At 69.3% G+C, this 17,938-nt stretch carries 16 protein-coding genes and 1 pseudogene; 13 read left to right on the top strand and 4 right to left on the bottom strand.

The genetic code is table 11. The features are described from left to right. Positions 1-39 precede the first annotated feature (39 nt). From SSMG_RS29010 to SSMG_RS29030, 5 genes are all read left to right on the top strand, one after another. Positions 40-1,368, top strand: coding sequence for an MFS transporter (locus tag SSMG_RS29010; protein WP_009081913.1), 1,329 nt, complete (start codon positions 40-42; stop codon positions 1,366-1,368). Continuing rightward, a complete protein-coding gene (locus SSMG_RS29015) occupies positions 1,365-1,916 on the top strand; it encodes a cysteine hydrolase family protein (RefSeq protein ID WP_009081914.1) in 552 nt (183 codons plus the stop codon). The genes SSMG_RS29010 and SSMG_RS29015 overlap by 4 nt, the downstream gene beginning before the upstream one ends. Further along, positions 1,913-3,076, top strand: coding sequence for a glycine C-acetyltransferase (locus SSMG_RS29020; protein ID WP_037715189.1), 1,164 nt, complete (start codon positions 1,913-1,915; stop codon positions 3,074-3,076). The genes SSMG_RS29015 and SSMG_RS29020 overlap by 4 nt, the downstream gene beginning before the upstream one ends. Beyond that, on the top strand, positions 3,073-3,867 hold the full coding sequence (locus SSMG_RS29025; RefSeq protein ID WP_009081918.1) for an SDR family NAD(P)-dependent oxidoreductase: 795 nt from the start codon (positions 3,073-3,075) through the stop codon (positions 3,865-3,867). The genes SSMG_RS29020 and SSMG_RS29025 overlap by 4 nt, the downstream gene beginning before the upstream one ends. Positions 3,868-3,963: 96 nt before the next feature. Next, positions 3,964-5,439: a CoA-acylating methylmalonate-semialdehyde dehydrogenase gene (locus tag SSMG_RS29030; RefSeq protein WP_286157072.1), complete on the top strand. Its 1,476-nt coding sequence runs from the start codon at positions 3,964-3,966 to the stop codon at positions 5,437-5,439. A gap of 46 nt (positions 5,440-5,485) precedes the next feature. Here the strand turns inward: SSMG_RS29030 and SSMG_RS29035 are convergent, their stop codons facing one another. Then, positions 5,486-6,244, bottom strand: coding sequence for a GntR family transcriptional regulator (locus SSMG_RS29035; protein ID WP_009081922.1), 759 nt, complete (start codon positions 6,242-6,244; stop codon positions 5,486-5,488). A gap of 108 nt (positions 6,245-6,352) precedes the next feature. Between SSMG_RS29035 and SSMG_RS29040 the strand changes: the two genes are divergently transcribed. Together SSMG_RS29040 and SSMG_RS29045 are read left to right on the top strand one after the other, a co-directional pair. Further along, the gene (locus SSMG_RS29040) at positions 6,353-7,498 is read left to right on the top strand and encodes a pyridoxal phosphate-dependent aminotransferase (RefSeq protein ID WP_009081924.1); all 1,146 of its coding nucleotides are present in this window, start codon (positions 6,353-6,355) and stop codon (positions 7,496-7,498) included. Between the two features lie 84 nt (positions 7,499-7,582). Beyond that, a complete protein-coding gene (locus SSMG_RS29045; RefSeq protein WP_009081926.1) occupies positions 7,583-8,428 on the top strand; it encodes an SAM-dependent methyltransferase in 846 nt (281 codons plus the stop codon). Between the two features lie 72 nt (positions 8,429-8,500). Here the strand turns inward: SSMG_RS29045 and SSMG_RS29050 are convergent, their stop codons facing one another. Beyond that, entirely contained in the window at positions 8,501-10,027 is a 1,527-nt protein-coding gene (locus tag SSMG_RS29050) for an MFS transporter (RefSeq protein ID WP_009081928.1), read from the bottom strand. A 678-nt stretch (positions 10,028-10,705) separates the two neighbouring features. Then, positions 10,706-11,332, bottom strand: a complete 627-nt coding sequence (locus SSMG_RS29055) for a TetR/AcrR family transcriptional regulator (RefSeq protein WP_009081930.1) — start codon at positions 11,330-11,332, stop codon at positions 10,706-10,708. Positions 11,333-11,433: 101 nt separating this feature from the next. Between SSMG_RS29055 and SSMG_RS29060 the strand changes: the two genes are divergently transcribed. The 4 genes and pseudogenes from SSMG_RS29060 (at position 11,434) to SSMG_RS29075 (ending at position 14,704) form a co-directional block, all read left to right on the top strand. After that, positions 11,434-12,057, top strand: coding sequence for a DUF5701 family protein (locus SSMG_RS29060; protein ID WP_199786354.1), 624 nt, complete (start codon positions 11,434-11,436; stop codon positions 12,055-12,057). 313 nt (positions 12,058-12,370) lie between these two features. Continuing rightward, positions 12,371-12,550, top strand: a pseudogene (locus SSMG_RS29065) (antibiotic acetyltransferase); the annotation flags it as partial. 18 nt (positions 12,551-12,568) lie between these two features. After that, a complete protein-coding gene (locus tag SSMG_RS29070) occupies positions 12,569-13,408 on the top strand; it encodes an aminoglycoside adenylyltransferase domain-containing protein (protein WP_009081937.1) in 840 nt (279 codons plus the stop codon). A gap of 261 nt (positions 13,409-13,669) precedes the next feature. After that, complete coding sequence (locus SSMG_RS29075; protein WP_037715191.1) at positions 13,670-14,704, top strand: MerR family transcriptional regulator; 1,035 nt, start codon at positions 13,670-13,672, stop codon at positions 14,702-14,704. 3 nt (positions 14,705-14,707) lie between these two features. Here SSMG_RS29075 and SSMG_RS29080 read toward each other — a convergent pair whose 3' ends face one another. Next, a complete protein-coding gene (locus SSMG_RS29080) occupies positions 14,708-15,940 on the bottom strand; it encodes an IS110 family transposase (protein WP_009072274.1) in 1,233 nt (410 codons plus the stop codon). 361 nt (positions 15,941-16,301) lie between these two features. Here SSMG_RS29080 and SSMG_RS44970 point away from each other — a divergent pair, with 361 nt between their 5' ends. Then, positions 16,302-16,787 (top strand): hypothetical protein, encoded by a 486-nt coding sequence (locus tag SSMG_RS44970; protein ID WP_009081941.1) that lies wholly within the window; start codon positions 16,302-16,304, stop codon positions 16,785-16,787. After that, entirely contained in the window at positions 16,788-17,693 is a 906-nt protein-coding gene (locus tag SSMG_RS29090; protein WP_009081942.1) for a phosphotransferase, read from the top strand. It begins immediately after the preceding gene. Positions 17,694-17,938: the final 245 nt, after the last annotated feature.

Genomic DNA, 17,938 nt, shown 5'->3' on the forward strand with positions numbered 1-17,938 from the left:
ATACCACCACTCCCATTCCCCGACAGATCGGACTTCGCCATGAGTTCCCATGTCGCCGCCGGCCGGAGCACTGTCGCACCGCGCACCTGGCGGAAAGCGGGCCTCCGGATCATCCCGCTGGTCGGGCTCGCCTACGTGGCCAGCTACATCGACCGCGCGAACGTCGGCTACCTCGCCGCCCCGATGTCGCGCGACCTGCACCTGAGCACCGGCCAGATCGGGCTCGCCGCCGGGCTGTTCTTCATCGGCTACATCCTCGTCGAGGTGCCGAGCAACCTGGCGCTGCGGCGGTTCGGCGCGCGGAAGTGGATCGCGCGCATCATGATCACCTGGGGCCTGGTCACCGCGGCCACCGCGGCGGTGAACTCGGCCGCGACGCTGTATCTGGCCCGGCTGCTGCTCGGGTTCGCCGAGGCCGGGCTCGCCGCCGGGATCCTGCTCTACCTGACGCTGTGGTTTCCGCGCCGCCAGCGGTCCTGGGCGTTGTCGGCGTTCTTCCTGATGACGCCGGTGTCCTCGATCATCGGCTCGCCGCTGGCCGCCGCGCTGCTCGAATGGGGCCAGCAGCTGTTCGGCATCGCGGGCTGGCGGTCGCTGTTCCTCGTCGAGGGCCTCCTGACGGTGGTGGTCAGCATCCTGGTCTTCGTCTTCCTGCCCGACCGCCCGGCCACCGCCCGCTGGCTCGACGACGACGAGAAGGCCGCGATCGAGGCGACGCTGGCCGCGGAAGCCGAGGAACACCGGGCCTACGGCGCGCTTTCCGGCCTGCGCGAGGCGCTGACCAGCCGCCGCGTCTGGGTCATGGCCGTGACCTGGTTCGCCATCGCGTTCGGGCTCTACCCGCTCCAGTTCTTCCTGCCGACCATGCTGCGGTCCATCACGCACAGCATCGGCGGCGCCGGAGATGTCAGCAGCGTCCTGTTGTCCGCGATCCCGTACGCGGTGGCATTGCTCGCGCTGCTGGTGTGGGCCCGATTCGCGGCCCGTCGTACGGCAGTCACCGCCACTGCCATCCCCATGGCGCTCGGTATTGTCGGCCTGCTGCTGGCGACGTTCACCAGCAGCGGTCCGCTGTTCGTGATCGCGGTCTGTCTGAGCGTCTCCGGAATCCTCACCGCGATGCCGCAGTTCTGGCGGATCCCGGCGATCGGGCTGACCGGCGCGGCCGCCGCGTCCGGGATCGCGCTGATCAACTCGGTCAGCAACCTCAGCGGGTTCATCGGCCCGTACTTCACCGGCGCGGTCGCGTCGGCGACCGGGAGTTTCACCTATGCGCTGCTGGCGATCGCGATCATCATGTCGGCAGGACTGACCGCCCTGCTCACCACGGGGCGGCGGATGGAACGACTGGACGGGAACCTTTCATGACCACTGCACTGATCGTCGGCGACATCCAGCGGGGCATCACGGACGGCTACCCGTTCGCCCGCGGGGTCGTGCCTCCGCTCTCCGGCCTGCTGCCGCGGGCCCGGAAGGCCGGCGTGCTCGTCGTCTTCGTGCACTTCGCCATGCGGGACAACGGAACCGACCTTCCCCACGGCGCGCTGTACCGCTCGTTCTTCGACGCCGGGGACGCGTTCCACGAGGGCTCGCCGGGCACCGAACTGGCACTGCCGGTCGCCCCGGAAGACGTCGTCGTCCTCAAGCGCCGCGCCAGCGCGTTCGCGGGCACGGACCTCGACCTCGTGCTCCGCGCCCGGGGCGTCCGCGACCTCGCGGTCGCCGGAGTGGCGACCAGCGCGATGGTCACCGCCACCTGCTACGACGCGGCGGACCGCGGCTACGGGGTGACGGTGCTGCGCGACGGATGCGCCGACGGCGACCCGGACGTCAACGACTTCTTGCTGGACAAGGTCTTCCCCAGCCGGGGATTCGAGGTCGTGTCCTGCGCCGAATGGAGAGGAGACACCGCGTGAACACGGCGTTGCTGGACCGGCTCCGCACCGAACTCGAGGGCCGCCGGGCGCGGCGCGACCTCGTGGTCTCCGGTGCGCAGGGCCCGACGGTGGGCGTGGACGGCGAGGTGCTGGTCAACCTCGCCTCCAACGACTACCTCGGTCTCGCCGGGTCCCCGGAAGTCCTTGCCGCGGCCCGGGAAACGATGCTTGACCAGGGACTCGGCGTGGCCGCCGGCCGCGTGCTCTGCGGCACCCGGAGTGTCCACAGTGCACTCGAGGCGGCCATCGCCGAGCTGGTCGGCACCGAGGACGCCGTGCTGTACGGCTCGTGCTTCGACGCGAACCTCGGCGTCTTCGCCGCCCTGCTCGGCCCTGACGACGTGATCTTCAGCGACGCGCTCAACCACGCCAGCCTGATCGACGGCATCCGGCTGTCGCAGGCCCGGCGGCGCGTCTACGCCCACGCAGATCTCACCGAGCTGGAGCGATATCTCAGCGAGAGCTCGGAGGCACGGCACCGGTTGATCGTGACCGACGGCGTGTTCAGCATGGACAGCGACCTCGCCCCGCTCCCCCAGCTCGTCGAACTGGCGCGGCGGTACGACGCGGTGCTGCTGGTCGACGATTCGCACGCGACCGGGGTGCTCGGCGGAGGCACTGCCGAGCACTTCGGGCTGGTCGGAGAGGTCGACCTCGTCACCGGAACGCTCGGCAAAGCACTCGGCGGCGCGGCCGGAGGCTTCGTCGCCGGGCCGCGCGTGGTCGCCGAAACCCTGCGCCAGGTTTCGCGGCCGTACATCTTCACCAACGCCATGGCACCCCCGCTGGCGGCTGCCGCGCTGACCGCGATCCGGCTCGCCGCCAGCCGCCCGGAGCTGCGAGAACGCTTGTCCGCCAACACTTCCTGGATGCGGAACGCGTTGCGGGATCTCGGCTACGAGGTGCTGCCCGGCGAACACCCGATCGTCCCGGTGATGCTGCGCGGCGGAACGCTCGCCGTTGAGATGGCAGCGGCGCTGCGGCGGGAAGGCGTCCTCGTCTTCGCGCTCTCGCATCCGGTCGTCCCGGCCGGCGAAGAGCGGATCCGTGTCCAGGTCTCGGCCGCGCACACGCGCGAACACCTCGAACAGGCGGCCGCCGCATTCGGACGGGTGCGCGACCTGGTGGCCGCCGCATGAGCACCGACGCCGGCCTCCGTGCTCCGACCAGCATCGACAGCCGCGAACTCGAGGGCCGCGTCGCGATCGTGACCGGCGGCGCGAGCGGGATGGGCCTGTCGACAGTGCACGCGCTGACCAGCCGGGGCGCGACCGTCACGGTGTTCGACCCGGCCGCACCAGACGTCGAGGAACTGGCGGCGACGCTGTCGGTTCCGGTGGAACGGCTCCGCTCGATCGCGGTCGACGTCACGGACGCGGACCGGGTCGGCCGCGCGTTCGACGCGGTGCTGGCCGAGCAATCCCGGCTCGACATCCTGGTCAACGCGGCCGGTATCGCACCACCGACGGCGTTCGAAGAGATCACCGAAGCCGAGTGGAATCGCGTGCTCGCGGTCAGCGTGCACGGAACGTTCCTGTGCTGCCAGCGCGCCCTGCCCGCGATGCGCGCCGGCGGCTGGGGCCGGATCGTCAATTTCTCTTCCACGGCGGGAAAAACGATCAGCACCGCGGGCGGCGCGCACTACACGACAGCCAAGCACGGCGTCTTGGGCCTCACCCGGCACCTCGCGAAGAACTACGGCCCGGACGGGATCACGGTCAACGCCGTCTGTCCCGGCCTGATCGACACCCCGATGGTCCGCGGCCTGCTTTCCGCGGCGGCGCTGGACCAAGCCACCCGGTCGTTCCCCGTGCCGCGCGCCGGGCTGCCCTGGGAAGTCGCGGAACTCGTCGCGTTCCTCGCGTCCGACCGGGCGGCCTACGTCACCGGCGCCGCGATCGACATCAACGGCGGCGACCTCATCGTCTGAGGTTTCCCGCGCCGAAACCCTTGCCAGACCGCAGCATCGACGTCCGACGCTGCGCCCGCTCCTCACCAGAAGGCGAGTTCTCTCGTGCACCCCACCATCCGACACCGCATCGGCGGCCGGGAAACCACCGGTCATTCGACCCGGACCGCGCCGGTGTGGAACCCGGCGACCGGCGAGCGTCAAGCCGAAGTGCTGCTCGCCGAACCCGCCGACGTCAACGCCGCCGTGCAAGCGGCGCGCCTCGCGCTGCCGGACTGGGCCGACACCTCGGTCATGCGCCGGTCGCGGCTCATGTTCGCGTTCCGCACGCTGGTCGAAAAGCACCTCGACGAACTGGCCCGGATCGTTTCTGCCGAACACGGCAAGGTGTTCGAGGACGCGAAGGGCGAACTCGTCCGCGGCCTGGAAGTGGTCGATTTCGCCTGCGGCATCCCGCAGTTGCTCAAAGGCGAGTACTCCGACCAGGTTTCGACCGGTATCGACCTGTTTTCGTTCCGGCAGCCGCTCGGCGTGTGCGCGGGCATCACACCGTTCAATTTCCCCGCCATGGTCCCGATGTGGATGCACCCGATCGCCATCGCGACCGGCAACACGTTCGTCCTCAAACCGTCCGAACGCGACCCTTCCGCGGCCAACTTCGTCGCCGAACTCTACGCCCAGGCCGGCTTGCCCGACGGCGTTTTCAACGTCGTGCACGGCGACAAGGTCGCGGTGGACGCGTTGCTGGACCATCCGGACGTCGCCGCCGTGTCGTTCGTCGGCTCGACGCCGATCGCGCGGTACGTGCACGAGCGCGCGACCGCCAACGGCAAACGCGTGCAGGCGCTCGGCGGCGCGAAAAACCACGCCGTCGTCCTGCCCGACGCCGACCTCGAAAACGCTGCCGAGCACCTGGTTTCCGCCGCGTACGGATCGGCTGGCCAGCGGTGCATGGCGATTTCCGTCGCCGTCGCGGTCGGCGACGTGGCCGAACCGCTGGTCAAGCTGATCGGCGAAAAGGCGCGGGCGATCAAGGTGGGTCCCGGGCTGACGCCGGGGTCCGAAATGGGACCGGTCGTGTCGCCGGAAGCACTGGAGCGCGTCCGGGGCTACCTCGACGCCGGGGTCGCCGCGGGCGCCGAACTCGTGGTCGACGGACGGGACGTCACCGTCGAAGAGGGCGGATTTTTCGTCGGGCCAACACTTTTCGATAGCGTGACCCCCGAAATGAGCATCTACCGCGACGAGATTTTCGGCCCGGTGCTCGTGGTCGTGCGCGTCGATTCGCTGGCCGAAGCGATCGACCTGATCAACGCGAGCGACTGGGCCAACGGCACCGCGATTTTCACCGGCAGCGGCCGGGCGGCGCGGCAGTTCCAGCGGTCGGTGCAGGTTGGGATGATCGGCGTGAACGTCCCGATCCCGGTGCCGATGGCGTTCTATTCGTTCGGCGGCTGGAAGCAGTCGCTGTTCGGCGCGCACCACATGCACGGCCCCGAGGGCGTCGCCTTCTACACCCGCGCCAAGGCCGTGACCAGCCGCTGGCCGGAATCCCCGGAGGGGGCGAGCCTGCACTTCCCGACCGCGGTCTGACCGGGTCGCGGCCCGGGGGAGAACGCGCTCCCCGGGCCGCACCGGTTCAATTCAACGGGATTTCGATGTTCGCGCGGCTGACCGACGTGCTCTTGGTCAGCACCTGCAGCACGTCGCGGCGCACCCGCTCGCACCGCGCCTGCATCGACCTGCGCGCCGCCTCCGGGTCCCGGTCGCACAGGCTCTCGAAAATCGCGCGCAGTTCGCCCGGCGGGCTCGCGACGTCCGGAGCGATCATCAGCACCAGCCGCAGCACGCGCTCCAATTCGTCGAGCACGTCGACGAGCGATTTGACGAGCCGGTTGTTGCCGCTGAAATGGGCCATGATGGCCTCGAATTCGATCCCGATCGGCAGCCAGTCGTCGGGTTTCGTCTCGCCCGCCACGTAATCGGCGGAGATTTTCGAGAGGATTTCGAGCCGTTCGAGCGCCGCCGGCGGAATGCCGTTGCGCGCCGCTTCCGCGGCCGCTTCGGCGGCCAGCAGCGACCGCAGGCCGCACAGATCGTCGGTGTCCTGCAACGTGATCGAACTGACGCTGTAGCCCGCACGCGGCAGCGCACTGACCAGCCCGTCGCGGCGCAGCCGGGCCAGCGCCTCGCGCACCGGCGTTTTGCTGATCTGCCACTGCTGCGCAAGCGAGGTCTCGGTGAAACTGCTGCCGGGCCGCAGGGTCAGATCGATGATCTGCCGGCGGATCGCCCGGTATGCCTGGCTGGTCCGGTCGAGGCCGGATTCGTCCTTGCCGACCAGCAGCAACGCGGGAATGTGCGTCGTGCCGGAAAGGACGTCGTGGATGTCGGACACGCGTTCAGAATACCAGTACGGCTGGTTGATATGGCACAAGCGCTTCACTGGTCCCCCTCAAAGATATCTACTCTTGTAATTGATATCTCAGTGTGCGAAGCTGGAGTCATGCCGCGAAGCAGCTCGACTTCCTGGGCCCTCCCCGCTTCCCGCGACGTCCCGGCGCTCGGCGCGTTGAGCGCTCGCGACCGGGCCCGCGAGACCGGCGTCCCGATGCTCCCGCTCGTCGGAGCCCCGGTCCTGCCGATGCCCGCGCACGTGCGCGAGGCGGTCTGCGAGGCGATGGGCAAACCCGACCCGCGCGACAGCCGGGGACTTCCCGAACTCCGCGCGGCCATCGCCGCGGAGCACGGCCCGGGCGTCGACCCCGAGCGCCGGCTGCTGGTGACGCACGGCGCGCAGCACGGGCTTTCCCTGGTGCTGCGGACCGTTCTCGAACCCGGCGACGAGGTGATCGTGCCGACCCCGGCGTATTTCTTCGACGGAGCCATCCGCGAATCCGGCGCGGCGCCCGTGTACGTCCCGCCCGGAAAGGACTGGACCTTCGATCTCGACGCCATGGCCGCCGCGGTCACTTCCCGCAGCCGTGCTCTCCTTCTGTGCAATCCGGTCAATCCCACCGGCTACCTCCCCGATGCCGCAACTGTCGCCGCGGTGGTCGGTCTCGCCGCCCGCCACGGCCTGGTCGTGATCTCCGATGATTCGTGGCGGCATTTCGCCTTCGACCAGAACGAACACCATCCGATCGAGCGACTGTCCGGGGAATGGCCGCACCTGATCACCGTCGCGAGCCTCAGCAAGTACTTCGCGCTCGCGACCTGGCGGATCGGCTATGTGCTGGCGCCGGCGGAAATTGTCGACGCGATGGAACGCCGCCTGCAGTGGGAAGCGGTGTGCTGCGGCGCGGTCGCGCAATACGCGGCGGCCGCCGCCCTCACCGGGCCGCGCGATTGGCTGGACCGGGAGCATTCGACGTACCAGCGGAAACGCGACCTCGTGTGCGACGGCATCGCGGCCGTCGGCCTGCCCGCCCCGGTGCGCCCCGGCGGCGGCGCGTTCCTGCTCGCCGACTGCGGACGGCTCGGCGGCAGCCCGGACGACATCGACCGGGCCTTGCTGCGCAACGGAGTCACGGCGATCCGCGGGGCCGATCTGCACGCCCCGGGCACGCACGTCCGGCTCACCTTCGGCGCGGCGGAGCCGGTGCTGGAACAGCTGGTCAGCGCGTTGGGGAAAGCCCTCCGGGAGGCATAGCCGAACCGGTTTCGCAGCCTCGGGGAAGTCCGCTACTCTCGGTACGGCATCTATCACCGTGTCAACACGCGGGAGGTACGCGTCGTGTCCGACGCACTCAACGCACCGCCGGGGGTCAACCCGAACGAGTCGAGCGCCGCCCGCGTTTACGACTATCTGCTGGGCGGGAAAGACAATTACGAGATCGACCGGCAGGTCGCGCGGGAAGCCGCCCGCGTGATGCCGGACATCGCGGAAACCGCCCGGGTCAACCGGCACCTGATGACCCGGATCTGCCGGTTCCTCGCCTACCACGCGGGCATCCGGCAGTACATCGACTGCGGTTCCGGCATGCCGACCTCGGAGAACGTGCACCAGATCGTGCAGCGGGCCGATCCGCAGACGAAGGTCGTCTACGTCGACTACGACCCGGTGGTGGCCAGCCACGGACGCGCGCTGCTCGACGAAAACGAATTCACCGAATACATCCAGGCCGATTTCTTCGACCCGCCGAGCATTCTCGACCACCCGACGGTCAACGAGCACCTCGACTGGAACCAGCCGATCGCGGTGCTGTTCCTGCTCGCGCTGCACCACCAGACCGGCGACCGCGAGCTGCCAGCGAAGGTGACGAAGGAATTCATCGACCGGCTCCCGTCCGGTTCGTACGTGGCGATTTCGCATCTCCTCGACGCCCACGACGGCTCCGAGGACGACGAGGCCGTGCAGGGCATCATCGAATCGGTCCACAACGGGTCGATGAAGGACGTTTCGTCCCGCACCCGCGCCGAGATCAAGGAACTGTTCCACGACCTGGAGCTGATCCCGAGCGGGCCGAACAAACCGGCGGAAATCGTGCCAGTGGTCGAATGGTGGCCGGACGGCCCGCTGCTGGGCGAGCCGACGGTCGCGCAGCGCATCGTGGCGGTCGGGGTCGCGCGGAAACCCTGATTCCGCACCAGATCTACGGGCCGGTGTTCCCCTCTTTTCCTTCGAGGGGAACACCGGCCCGCTGCTTTGCGGTCACGACGCGACCGGCACCGGTTCTTCCGCTTTCGCCGCCGCCGGGGCACGCCGCAGCGCGACCATCCCCACCACCGCGAACACCACGACAATCGCCGCGCCGATCCCGGCCACCGTGTGCAACCCCGACGCGAACGCCTCCCGCGCGGTGGCCAGCAACTGTTCCCCCATCGCGCCGGGCAGCGTCGCCGACGCCTCCGTCGCACCGGCGATGCTGTCGGTCGCCCGAGCGGCCGCCGCGGCGGGCACGTGCGCCGGGACCGCGATCTGGTCGCGATACACGGCCGTCCCGATGCTGCCGAACACCGCGATCCCCATGGCGATCCCGAATTCCGCACTGGTCTCCGACATCGCCGAAGCCGCACCGGCCCGTTGCGGCGGTACCGAACCGACCACCATTTCGGTGCACAGCACGCCCTGCGGCCCCATCCCGAAGCTGGCGATCGACATGCCCAGCACCACGAAAGTCACGCCGCTGGGCCCGGTGGCCAGCGTGAACAACAGGATTCCGGCCGCCGCGATCAGCATTCCGAAGCCCAGCACGAATTCCGGCCGGATCCGGCGCGCGAGCCGCGGCGCGATCATCGACCCGGCGACCACCGCGAGCGCCTGCGGGACCAGCAGCAGCCCGGCGTCGACCGTTCTCAGCCCGGCGACCATCTGCAGATACTGGCTGACCAACAGGAACACGCCGCCCATGGTGACCGCGCCGACGAGCATGATCGCCACCGCCGCGCTGAACGCGCGCACCCGGAACAACTGCAGGTCCAACAGCGGGTGTTCGAGCCGCCGCTGCCGCCGGACGAACACCGCGCCGACCGCGAGACCCGCGACGAGCACGACGATTTCGGTCAGGGACAAGCCGTTCTTGGCGATTTCCTTGAGCGCGTAAATGACCGGCAGGATCGCGGCGATCGACAGGGCGACGCTGGCGAGGTCGAGGCGCCCGGCGGACGCGTCGCGGTATTCCGGCAGCAGCTTCGGCGCGGTCGCGAGCAGCAGGATCATCACCGGGACGCCCATCAGGAACACCGAACCCCAGCGGAAATGCTCCAGCAGGAACCCGCCGGCGACCGGGCCGACCACCATGCCGCCCATGAAGCAGCTCATCCACACCGCGATCGCGGTGCCGCGCTGTTTGTGGTCCTGGAACATGTTGCTGATCAACGCGAGAGTCGACGGCATGAGCGTCGCCCCGGCGATCCCGAGCACGGCCCGCGCGGCGATCAGCATCTCCGGACTGGTCGAAAACGCCGCCGCGACCGACGCGAGCCCGAACGCGCCGCCGCCGATCATCAGCAGCTTCCGCCTGCCGATCCGGTCGCCGAGGGTGCCCATCGTGACGAGGAACCCGGCGATCATGAAGCCGTAGATGTCGATGATCCACAGCAATTGCGTGCTGGAGGGCCGCAGGTCCGCGGCGAGGTGCGGAACCGCGAGGTGCAGCACGCTCATGTCCAGCGACAACAGCACGGTCGGCAGGGCCAGCACCGCCAGGCCCAGCCATTCGCGTCGTCCGGCACTCATTTCGTCTCTCCCCTGCGCTCTTTCCGGTCGTCTCACTCAAGCGACGATCGGGGTTCGCGCGGATCGACATCCTCGGGGGAACTTTTTTGGGCGGGTTCGGGGGCTTGGGCGAGGGGGGTTTCTGTCGCTTCGTCTCGTCTGGTGGGGTGCGGTCCTGGGGGTGGGCCCGGTCTTGCTGCGACGTCGCTGTGGTTTCACGTCTCGGAGCGCCGTGGTCTTGCCGAACCCGTTTAGTCCACGGTGCGATTCCCTGCCGATGGCTCCAGCAGGCCGAATGCCCTCCGCGACTCAGGCGCCGCGAAGTCTCCTCGCGAAAACTCCGGCAGGTCGAACGCCCGCGGCGGATCAGGTCACGGTGCCGTGCCCCCACCGACGGTTCCAGGCGAACACCCGCGCCGAGTCGGGTCACCGCGAAGTCCCCCGGCGACGGTTCCAGCAAGTGGAACTCCTGCGGAGAATCAAGCCGCCGCGAGTCTTCCAGCGAAACCCCGGCAGGTCGAACGCCCGCACTGGATCAGGCCACGGTGCAGTCCACCGGCGGCAGTTCCAGGTCGAGCGCCCACCCCGCGTCAGGCCGCCGCGAAATCCCCCAGCGACAGGTCCAGGTCGAGCGCCCACCCCGCGCCGAGTCACCGCGAAGGGGTCAGCGACGGCAGCAGATCAAACGCCCGCGCCGCATCACGCCACCGCGTAGCCCCCCAGCGAAGGTTCCAGCAGGTCAAACGCCCGCGCCGCCTCCGCCGCGACCGTTTCCGCGACCTCGTCGACGGGCCATCCGGCCAGGGTCAGCTCCTCGATCCGCTGGAACAGGCTGTGGTGCACCGCGCCCAGCACCGCGGCGGCCGTCCGGACGGTGATGTCCGTCCGGGGGCTGCCCACCGCGTCCGCCAGTGCCTGCGCCAACGCCCGTTCCCGCTGTTCGTGCAGGCCCCGCAGGCACGCGGACAGCGTCGGGCTCTCGGCGATCATCCGGCTGAACTCCAGCCCGGCGAAGCCGACCACCGGGTCCTTCGCCGCGACCGCGGCCTCGAACGCCCGCCGCAACGCCGCGAGCGCGGACTCCCCCGGCCGCCGCGAGGACACCGCGTCCGCCAGCGTCGCGACGAACTCGTCCTGGTGGTCCAGGACCAGGTCTTCCTTGCGGGCGAAGTAGTTGGTCACCGTCTTCTTCGCGACCCGCGCGGCCTCCGCGACCTGGGCGATCGTCGTCTCCTCGAAGCCCTGCTCGAGGAACAGGCGCGTCGCGTGGTCGGAGATCAGCCGGCGCGTCTCCTGCTTCTTGGCTTCCCGCAGGCCGACATCCATCAAAAACTTACCTCCGACGTAATTTTACCTTGACACCCATCGATAGTCTAGGCATACTTTTACTACCGACGTAAGATAACCCGAAGGAGAACCACTTGTCGATCGCTGCCCTCCCTTCGCTCGCGGACCAGGCGGACCACCTGATCGCGCTGGGGGTGCCCGAGATCGCGCAGCTTGCCGCCGACGACCTGCGCGCGTTTGCCGCCGACCACGCCGACGCGGACGGCGCACTGCTGGCAGTCCACCCGGACCGGGCGCCCGCGTCGGCGCTGTCGCCGCTGCTCCGCCGCGAAGGAAAGGCCGGGTTCGTCGTCACCGACATGCCGGACGTCGACCAGTTCGCACCGCGCGACATCGACCTGCCCGACGCCCCGCTGTACCTCGTCACGGGCCTCGACCGCGGCGACGAGATGGCCAACTGGAGCCCCGAGGAAGCCCTGCCCGCGATCACCAAGACCGGACGCAGCCCGCTGCTGCTCACCGAGGGGATCCACTGGGTGCTGCAGCAGCCGTCGGCGCTCGAACGCAACCATTGCTTCATGACCATCGGCTCCCGGCTGCGCAAGGAGAACGGCAAGTTCGACGCGCGCACGCCCGCGCTGTGGATCAGCAACGGCACCGGCCGCGACGGCAGCGAACGCCGCAACGCCCCGAAAGTCGGCTGGTGCTGGTGGGGAAACCGGCACACCTGGCTGGGGTTCGGGTCCGCCACCGGGCGACGCTGAGCTTCGCGTCCGCCACCGGACGCCGACGAGTTTCGAGTCCGCCACGCGACATCGAGGAATCTCGGGCCCGGCACCGGACACCGGCGCGCTTCTCGTCCGCCAACTGGACACCGATAAGTCACGCGTCCACCATCCAACACCGACGAGCGCGCTTCCCCCGGACACCGACAAGCCTCGCGTCCACCACCCGACACCGACCAGCCCGCCTCCCGGACACCGACAAAACCTCGCGTCCACCACCCGACACCGACGAGAGGACGCCGTCTGCCGCTGCCCGCAGCAGCCGTCCGGGCCGCCCTTTGTCGCGGTGCGAGGCATCGTCGGCGGCAGCCCGGCCAAAGGGGCCCGCCGCCGGTGCAGCGACGAGGACGTCGAGCGGCTGCTGGCGATCGCCTGGCGAGACTGGCCACCGGACCACCTCGCCAAGCACGACCGCACGGGCATGTCCGGCAGTGTCGACGAACTGAAGAGACCCGCCGTCGCACTCGCGTAACTCGGTAACGTGGCAGGCGTGCCCAGTGAGATACCAGAGGAAGTCCGCCGAAGCACCGACCTGTTCCTGTCCACAGTGGACCGAGCCGCCCCCGGGCTGGTGAGCGGTTTCTACCTGGTCGGCTCGGTCTGCTTCGGCGACTTCCACCCCCGCGGCACCGGACGCGGACGGCTGGGCACCGCCAGCGACATCGATTTCGTCGCGGTCGCTGATCGGCGTCCGGGGCCGGGTGAGATATCAGCACTCGCACACGCGCATGCCACGACGATCGCTCAGTTCCCGGAGCCGCATTTCGACGGAACCGTGCTCACCTGGGCAGATCTTGCCGCCGGACCTGACGAATGCCCCGACGTCCCCTGCGCACAGGTAAGCCGATTCACCGCATCGGGCCGGGACGGCCTCAACCCGGTGACGTTCTGCGAACTCGCCCGGCACGGGATCGCCGTGCGCGGCCCTCGACCGTCCGATGTGGACGTCTGGGCGGATCAGGACGCTCTGCGCGCGTTCACTCTCGACAACCTGATTCGCTACTGGCGTCCGTGGTGGGAGAAGAACCGCCGGACCAGCGCGTTGTCGCTGGCCGTCGGCATGAGCCCATGGTTCCCGGTGTGGGCGGTGCTCGGGGTGAGCCGTCTGCACCACCTGCTGGCCACCGGGGAACTGACCTCGAAATGCGGTGCCGGACGTTATGCGGCAAAGGAATTCGACCCGCGGTGGCACCGCATCATCGCGGAGAGCATGAGCCTGCGGACCTCGGGAGAGGAAGGCCATCGCAGCTACCGGAACCCCTTGGCGCGCCGACGCGACACCCTCGCGTTCCTCGACGCCACCATCGACGACGCACTCACCCTGGCCTAACGCACCGACCAGGCAGGATTCTCGATCGCCCGCACCCGAGTCATCGCGCAGCCGGCGACAAGCCCACGGTGGACGGCGCGACGGTCGCCGCAAGTCCGCAACGGTGCACAGCCGTCCGGCGGAAACGGAGCCTCGACCGACAGCGCGATCCCGACACCCGCCACCGAGACCCGGCGACTCTGCCTAGCACGATCGGCGAAATATCCTGGTCAAGCGCACCGGGGTTGACCTTCAAGCTGCTTGAAGCCCGATGATGGACAGGTGCCCGACCTGCTGACCATCGGAGCGTTCGCCCGCCGCTGCGGCCTGACCGCCAGCGCGCTGCGCTTCTACGCCGATTCCGGCCTCGTGCGGCCGATCCGGGTCGACGAGGAATCCGGCTACCGCTACTACTCCCCGGGCCAGGTCTCGGCCGCGCTGCTCGTCCGGCGGTTGCGGGAGATCGGCCTGCCGCTGGAGCGGGTCAGCGCGGTCCTCGCCGCCGGACCGGACGAGGCGGCGCGGATCATCGACGACCACGTCGCCGGGTTGGTATCTCAGGTGCAGCAGGCGCGGGAAACCGCCGCGGCGGTGAAGGCCACGCTGGGCGCCACCGCACCGGCACCGTCGGTCCAGGTCACCGGCCCGGTGTTCACCGCTGCCGTCGAGCAGGTGCTCACCGCGACCACGCAGGACCTCCCGGTGCTGAATGGCGTGCACCTGGAAGTCTCCCCCGCGGCGATCGTGCTCACCGCCACCGACCGGTACCGGCTCTCGACCCGCACGCTGGTCCCCGCCGAGCCGAGCGCGTCCACCTGGACCGCCACCGCAGACGCCGACGACCTGCGGCTCGCGATGCCATGGACGCGCCGTCAACACGACCTGCACCTGAGCGTCCGCGCCGACGAGATCTGGTTCCAGGGCGACGACGCGGTACGAACCTGCCGCACACTTTCCGAGGACTTTCCCGACTACCGGCTGATGCTCGCGTCGCTGCCAGAAGTCCTTACGCGGGCGGTGATATCTCGTAACGCGCTCGTGGCAGGTCTGGAGCGCCAATACACCGCGCAGATCCAACTAGACCTCTCCGCCACCGCGATCACGGTGGGCATCGAAAGAATCCCCGCGGACGTCACGGGCCCGCCGATCACGCTCTCCTTCGCCGTCAGCACGCTGCACCCGGCGATCAGCACCGCAGTCGGACCGGACGTGATGCTGGACGTCGCGGGCCCGCACCTGCCGGTAGTCGTGCGCTCCGCCGACGACGGCGACCTGACCACCCTTGCCATGCCAGTGAAAGACATCTCAGGTTGTTAGAAGTCAAGCCGTGTGGGCTGGAGGAGGTGGGAAGGCTTGGTGTTCGTCGTAGAGGCGGTCCGTCTGCAGGCAGTGGTGGAGTTGTCCGAGGAATTTGTTGAACAGGTGGCGTTGGGCTTGGTGGTTCCAGTCTCCGGCGGCGCGGCGGGTGTCGAAGTGGCGTCGTGCGCCGGGGCTGGCTCGCAGCGAGGCGAGCGCCCAGACGGGTCCGACTGCGGCGAGGCGGCGGTTTTTGATGTGGCGGTGCGAGACCACGGTTTTTCGGCCGCTGGCGCGGGTGATCGGTGCGGATCCGGCGTAGGCCTTCAGTCCGCGGGGATCGGTGAAGCGGGTGCGGTCGTCTCCGATTTCGGCGAGCACCCGGGCGCCGGCCAGCAGTCCGAGGCCGGGGAAGCTGGTGATGATCGTGGCGTCCGGGTGCTGTTCAAAATGTGTCCGTGCCGCCTCCGCCAGACTGTCGGAGGCGGCGCAGGCGGCCTCGAATTGGCTCAGCAGAGCCGAAAACTGGATGCCCATCGCGTTCTCCACGATCGGCGGTTGCCGCAGCCGCTCGGACCGGAACACGCCGTGGAGGCGGTCGACGTCGGCATCGACGTTGCGGCGGCGTCCGGCCTTGGTCAGCAGTGTCCGCAGCCGGGCGCGGGTCAGTGTCGCTGCGAGCGCGGGTGTCGGGGCGGCGGCGAGGACGGTGCGGGCGTCGCGGCGGGCCAGGCCGCCCTCGGGCTGTCCGGCGAACGCTTCCAGCGCCGCGGGGTAGAACTCCTTGAGCAGCGACCGGAGCTGGTTGCCCAGCTGCTGGCGGGCCCAGACCGCGTCCTGTTGCGCTCGTGCCAGCACCCGCACCGCTTGGGCCAGTTCGGTGTCGGCCGGCAGCGGTCGGTGCGCGGCCGCGTCGGTGCGCACGATGTTGGCCAGCAGCGCGGCGTCCGCGGCGTCGGACTTCGCGCCCGACACCTGGTGCCGGGCCCGGTAGCGCGATGCCGAGAGGGGGTTGATCGCGTAAATGGTGCGGCCGGTGGAGCGCAGCGCGGCGACGAGCAGCCCGTGGTCGGTTTCGATGCCGACCGGGATCTGCGCGTCGGCGGTGTCTCCGGCCTCGGCGAGCAGGTCGAGCAGCCGGGCGAACCCGGTGGCGTCGTCGCCGATGCGGGCTTTGGCGATCACGGTTGCGGTGTCGTCGATGATGGCGACGTCGTGGTGGGATTCGGCCCAGTCGATGCCGCAGAACAGTGTCAAACCGTCACGTTTCCTTTCCTGTTGCTGCTGCTCACGGGTCCAGGCGGGGTCACGCAGCGCCCTAATCGCGGGACTCGGCGGTCCGTCATCTCAGTAGCCGTTCGTGACTCCAGCACACCGCAGGGTCCTCGTTCTGTCGAAGAGCTCGAAGCTCGGGAACACATCGAGAGGTCACCTCCTGCGGCGGACTCGGGCTACGACATCCCACCACCACGATCACCAGTCCACCGGCGGACGCGCCGTTCTTTCACAAGTCGTCGAACGACGGGAACCCACAGGCGTCGCCCGCCGGCGGACCAGCACCAACCGACCCGGTCACGAGCCGGAAGAACTATCCCTACTACCGATTAGGAACTGCCGTATGACGGACACAATGGCCGAGATCACCGCCGCGGTGGCGCAAGGCCGAGCTGGCTCGACCGACGCCGCGCGGACGCGTCTGCAGGAACTGTGGGACGAGATCGGCCCGGGCGGGGATCCGTTTTACCGCTGCGTTCTGGCGCACTACAAGGCAGATCTCTTCGCTGACCCGGCAGAGGCACTGGTCTGGGATATCAGAGCGCTGGACGCCGCCGCGACGGTCACCGACGAGCAGGTCCAGGCCCACGACGCCGGACTGGGGATCGCCGGCTTCTACCCGTCGCTGCACCTGAACCTGGCCGACAACTTCCGTCGCCTGGGCTCGTTCTCCGCTGCGGCGGAACAGCTCGCCGCAGCGCGACAACGCCAGGACGCACTCGCCGACGACGGATACGGTGCGATGATCCGCCAGGCGATCGACGGCGTCGCGGAAGCCATCGAACGCCGGTCCACCGAGCGACGCGCGACCGCACCGGGAGTCGAATAGTTGGAACAATGGCTGTCGGATTGGTGTCTCGCCCACCTCGGCACCGCGCCGGTCGACGTGCTGTTCAAGGCAGAACAAGTCTCGACAGTGCACGGCCTGCGGCTCGCTGACGGCCGGAAGATCGTCCTCAAAGCCCGTCCGGACGACGGCCGCGCAGAGTCGTGCGTCGCGGCGCAAGCCCAACTGGCTGCGCGGGGCTTCCCCTGCGCACGCCCCTTGACGCCGGTCATCCGCAAAGGCTCCCTGGCCGTGCACGCTGAGGAATACCGCCCCGGTGGCGAAGTAATCCCCTGCGATTCACCGGAGATTGCCGTGCGTTACGCCGAGGTCTTCGCCCTGCTGCTGGGCGCCCTCGACGGGATCTCCGTCCCGCCACCGCTGCCGAATCCCCGGTGGTTGCGCTGGGACCATCACGACCCTGGCCTGTGGCCAGCGATCGACTTCCTGGACGAACGAGACCAGCGTCTCGTTCCGCATGAGGTAACCGAAACCGCCGACCGAGCGCGCCGACGACTGCTCGCCGCCGAGCTGCCGAACGTCCTCGGGCACGGAGATTTCGAAGCGCAGAACCTCCGCTGGGATATCAACGAAGGCTGGACGGTACATGACTGGGACAGCCTGGCATGGCAACCGGAAGCAGCCCTCACGGGAGCGGCGAGCGGGACGTTCCCGAGCACGACCCCGCCGACGCTGGCGCCGATCGAGAGTTCCGCCGCGTTCCTGGAGTCCTATCAGGACTTCCGCGGCCGCCGGTTCTCCCCAGCCGAACGGGAAGTCGCGTGGGCGGCGAGCTTGTGGCCCGCCGCGCACAATGCACGATGGGAAGCATTGCACGGGGATCCGCCGATGTGCGGTGCCGCGCTGCGGGAGCAGGCAGCGGAACGTCTGCGTCTCGCGAACGCCTGAGCACCCGACCAGCGCCTGGACGAGTCCAGCGTCCGAAACTTGCTGGGACAGTCGGCCGGACGCCGATTTCGGTTACGCCGCTTGCGAAGCGGCTGGCGGAGCCGTCGCGATGGGCACCGTCGGCGCGGGCGCGGGCGCGGTCGTCGGTTCGCTGGGGGTCCGGGCGGCTGCCGCGCTGGGGACACAGCAACCGCCCGGAGGTCTTATCGAATGTCGCGGATCGATGCGCCCATGAACGCGTCCAT

Origin of the sequence: Streptomyces sp. AA4 (assembly GCF_000158875.1) — a bacterium.
Classification (GTDB): domain Bacteria; phylum Actinomycetota; class Actinomycetes; order Mycobacteriales; family Pseudonocardiaceae; genus Amycolatopsis.

Excerpts from the sequence above, each read along its gene's own strand:
- SSMG_RS29010 (WP_009081913.1), top strand. The coding sequence starts at position 40 with ATGAGTTCCCATGTCGCCGCCGGCCGGAGCACTGTCGCACCGCGCACC.
- SSMG_RS29015 (WP_009081914.1), top strand. The coding sequence starts at position 1,365 with ATGACCACTGCACTGATCGTCGGCGACATCCAGCGGGGCATCACGGAC.
- SSMG_RS29025 (WP_009081918.1), top strand. The coding sequence starts at position 3,073 with ATGAGCACCGACGCCGGCCTCCGTGCTCCGACCAGCATCGACAGCCGC.
- SSMG_RS29040 (WP_009081924.1), top strand. The coding sequence starts at position 6,353 with ATGCCGCGAAGCAGCTCGACTTCCTGGGCCCTCCCCGCTTCCCGCGAC.
- SSMG_RS29050 (WP_009081928.1), bottom strand. The coding sequence starts at position 10,027 with ATGAGTGCCGGACGACGCGAATGGCTGGGCCTGGCGGTGCTGGCCCTG.
- SSMG_RS29055 (WP_009081930.1), bottom strand. The coding sequence starts at position 11,332 with ATGGATGTCGGCCTGCGGGAAGCCAAGAAGCAGGAGACGCGCCGGCTG.
- SSMG_RS44970 (WP_009081941.1), top strand. The coding sequence starts at position 16,302 with ATGACGGACACAATGGCCGAGATCACCGCCGCGGTGGCGCAAGGCCGA.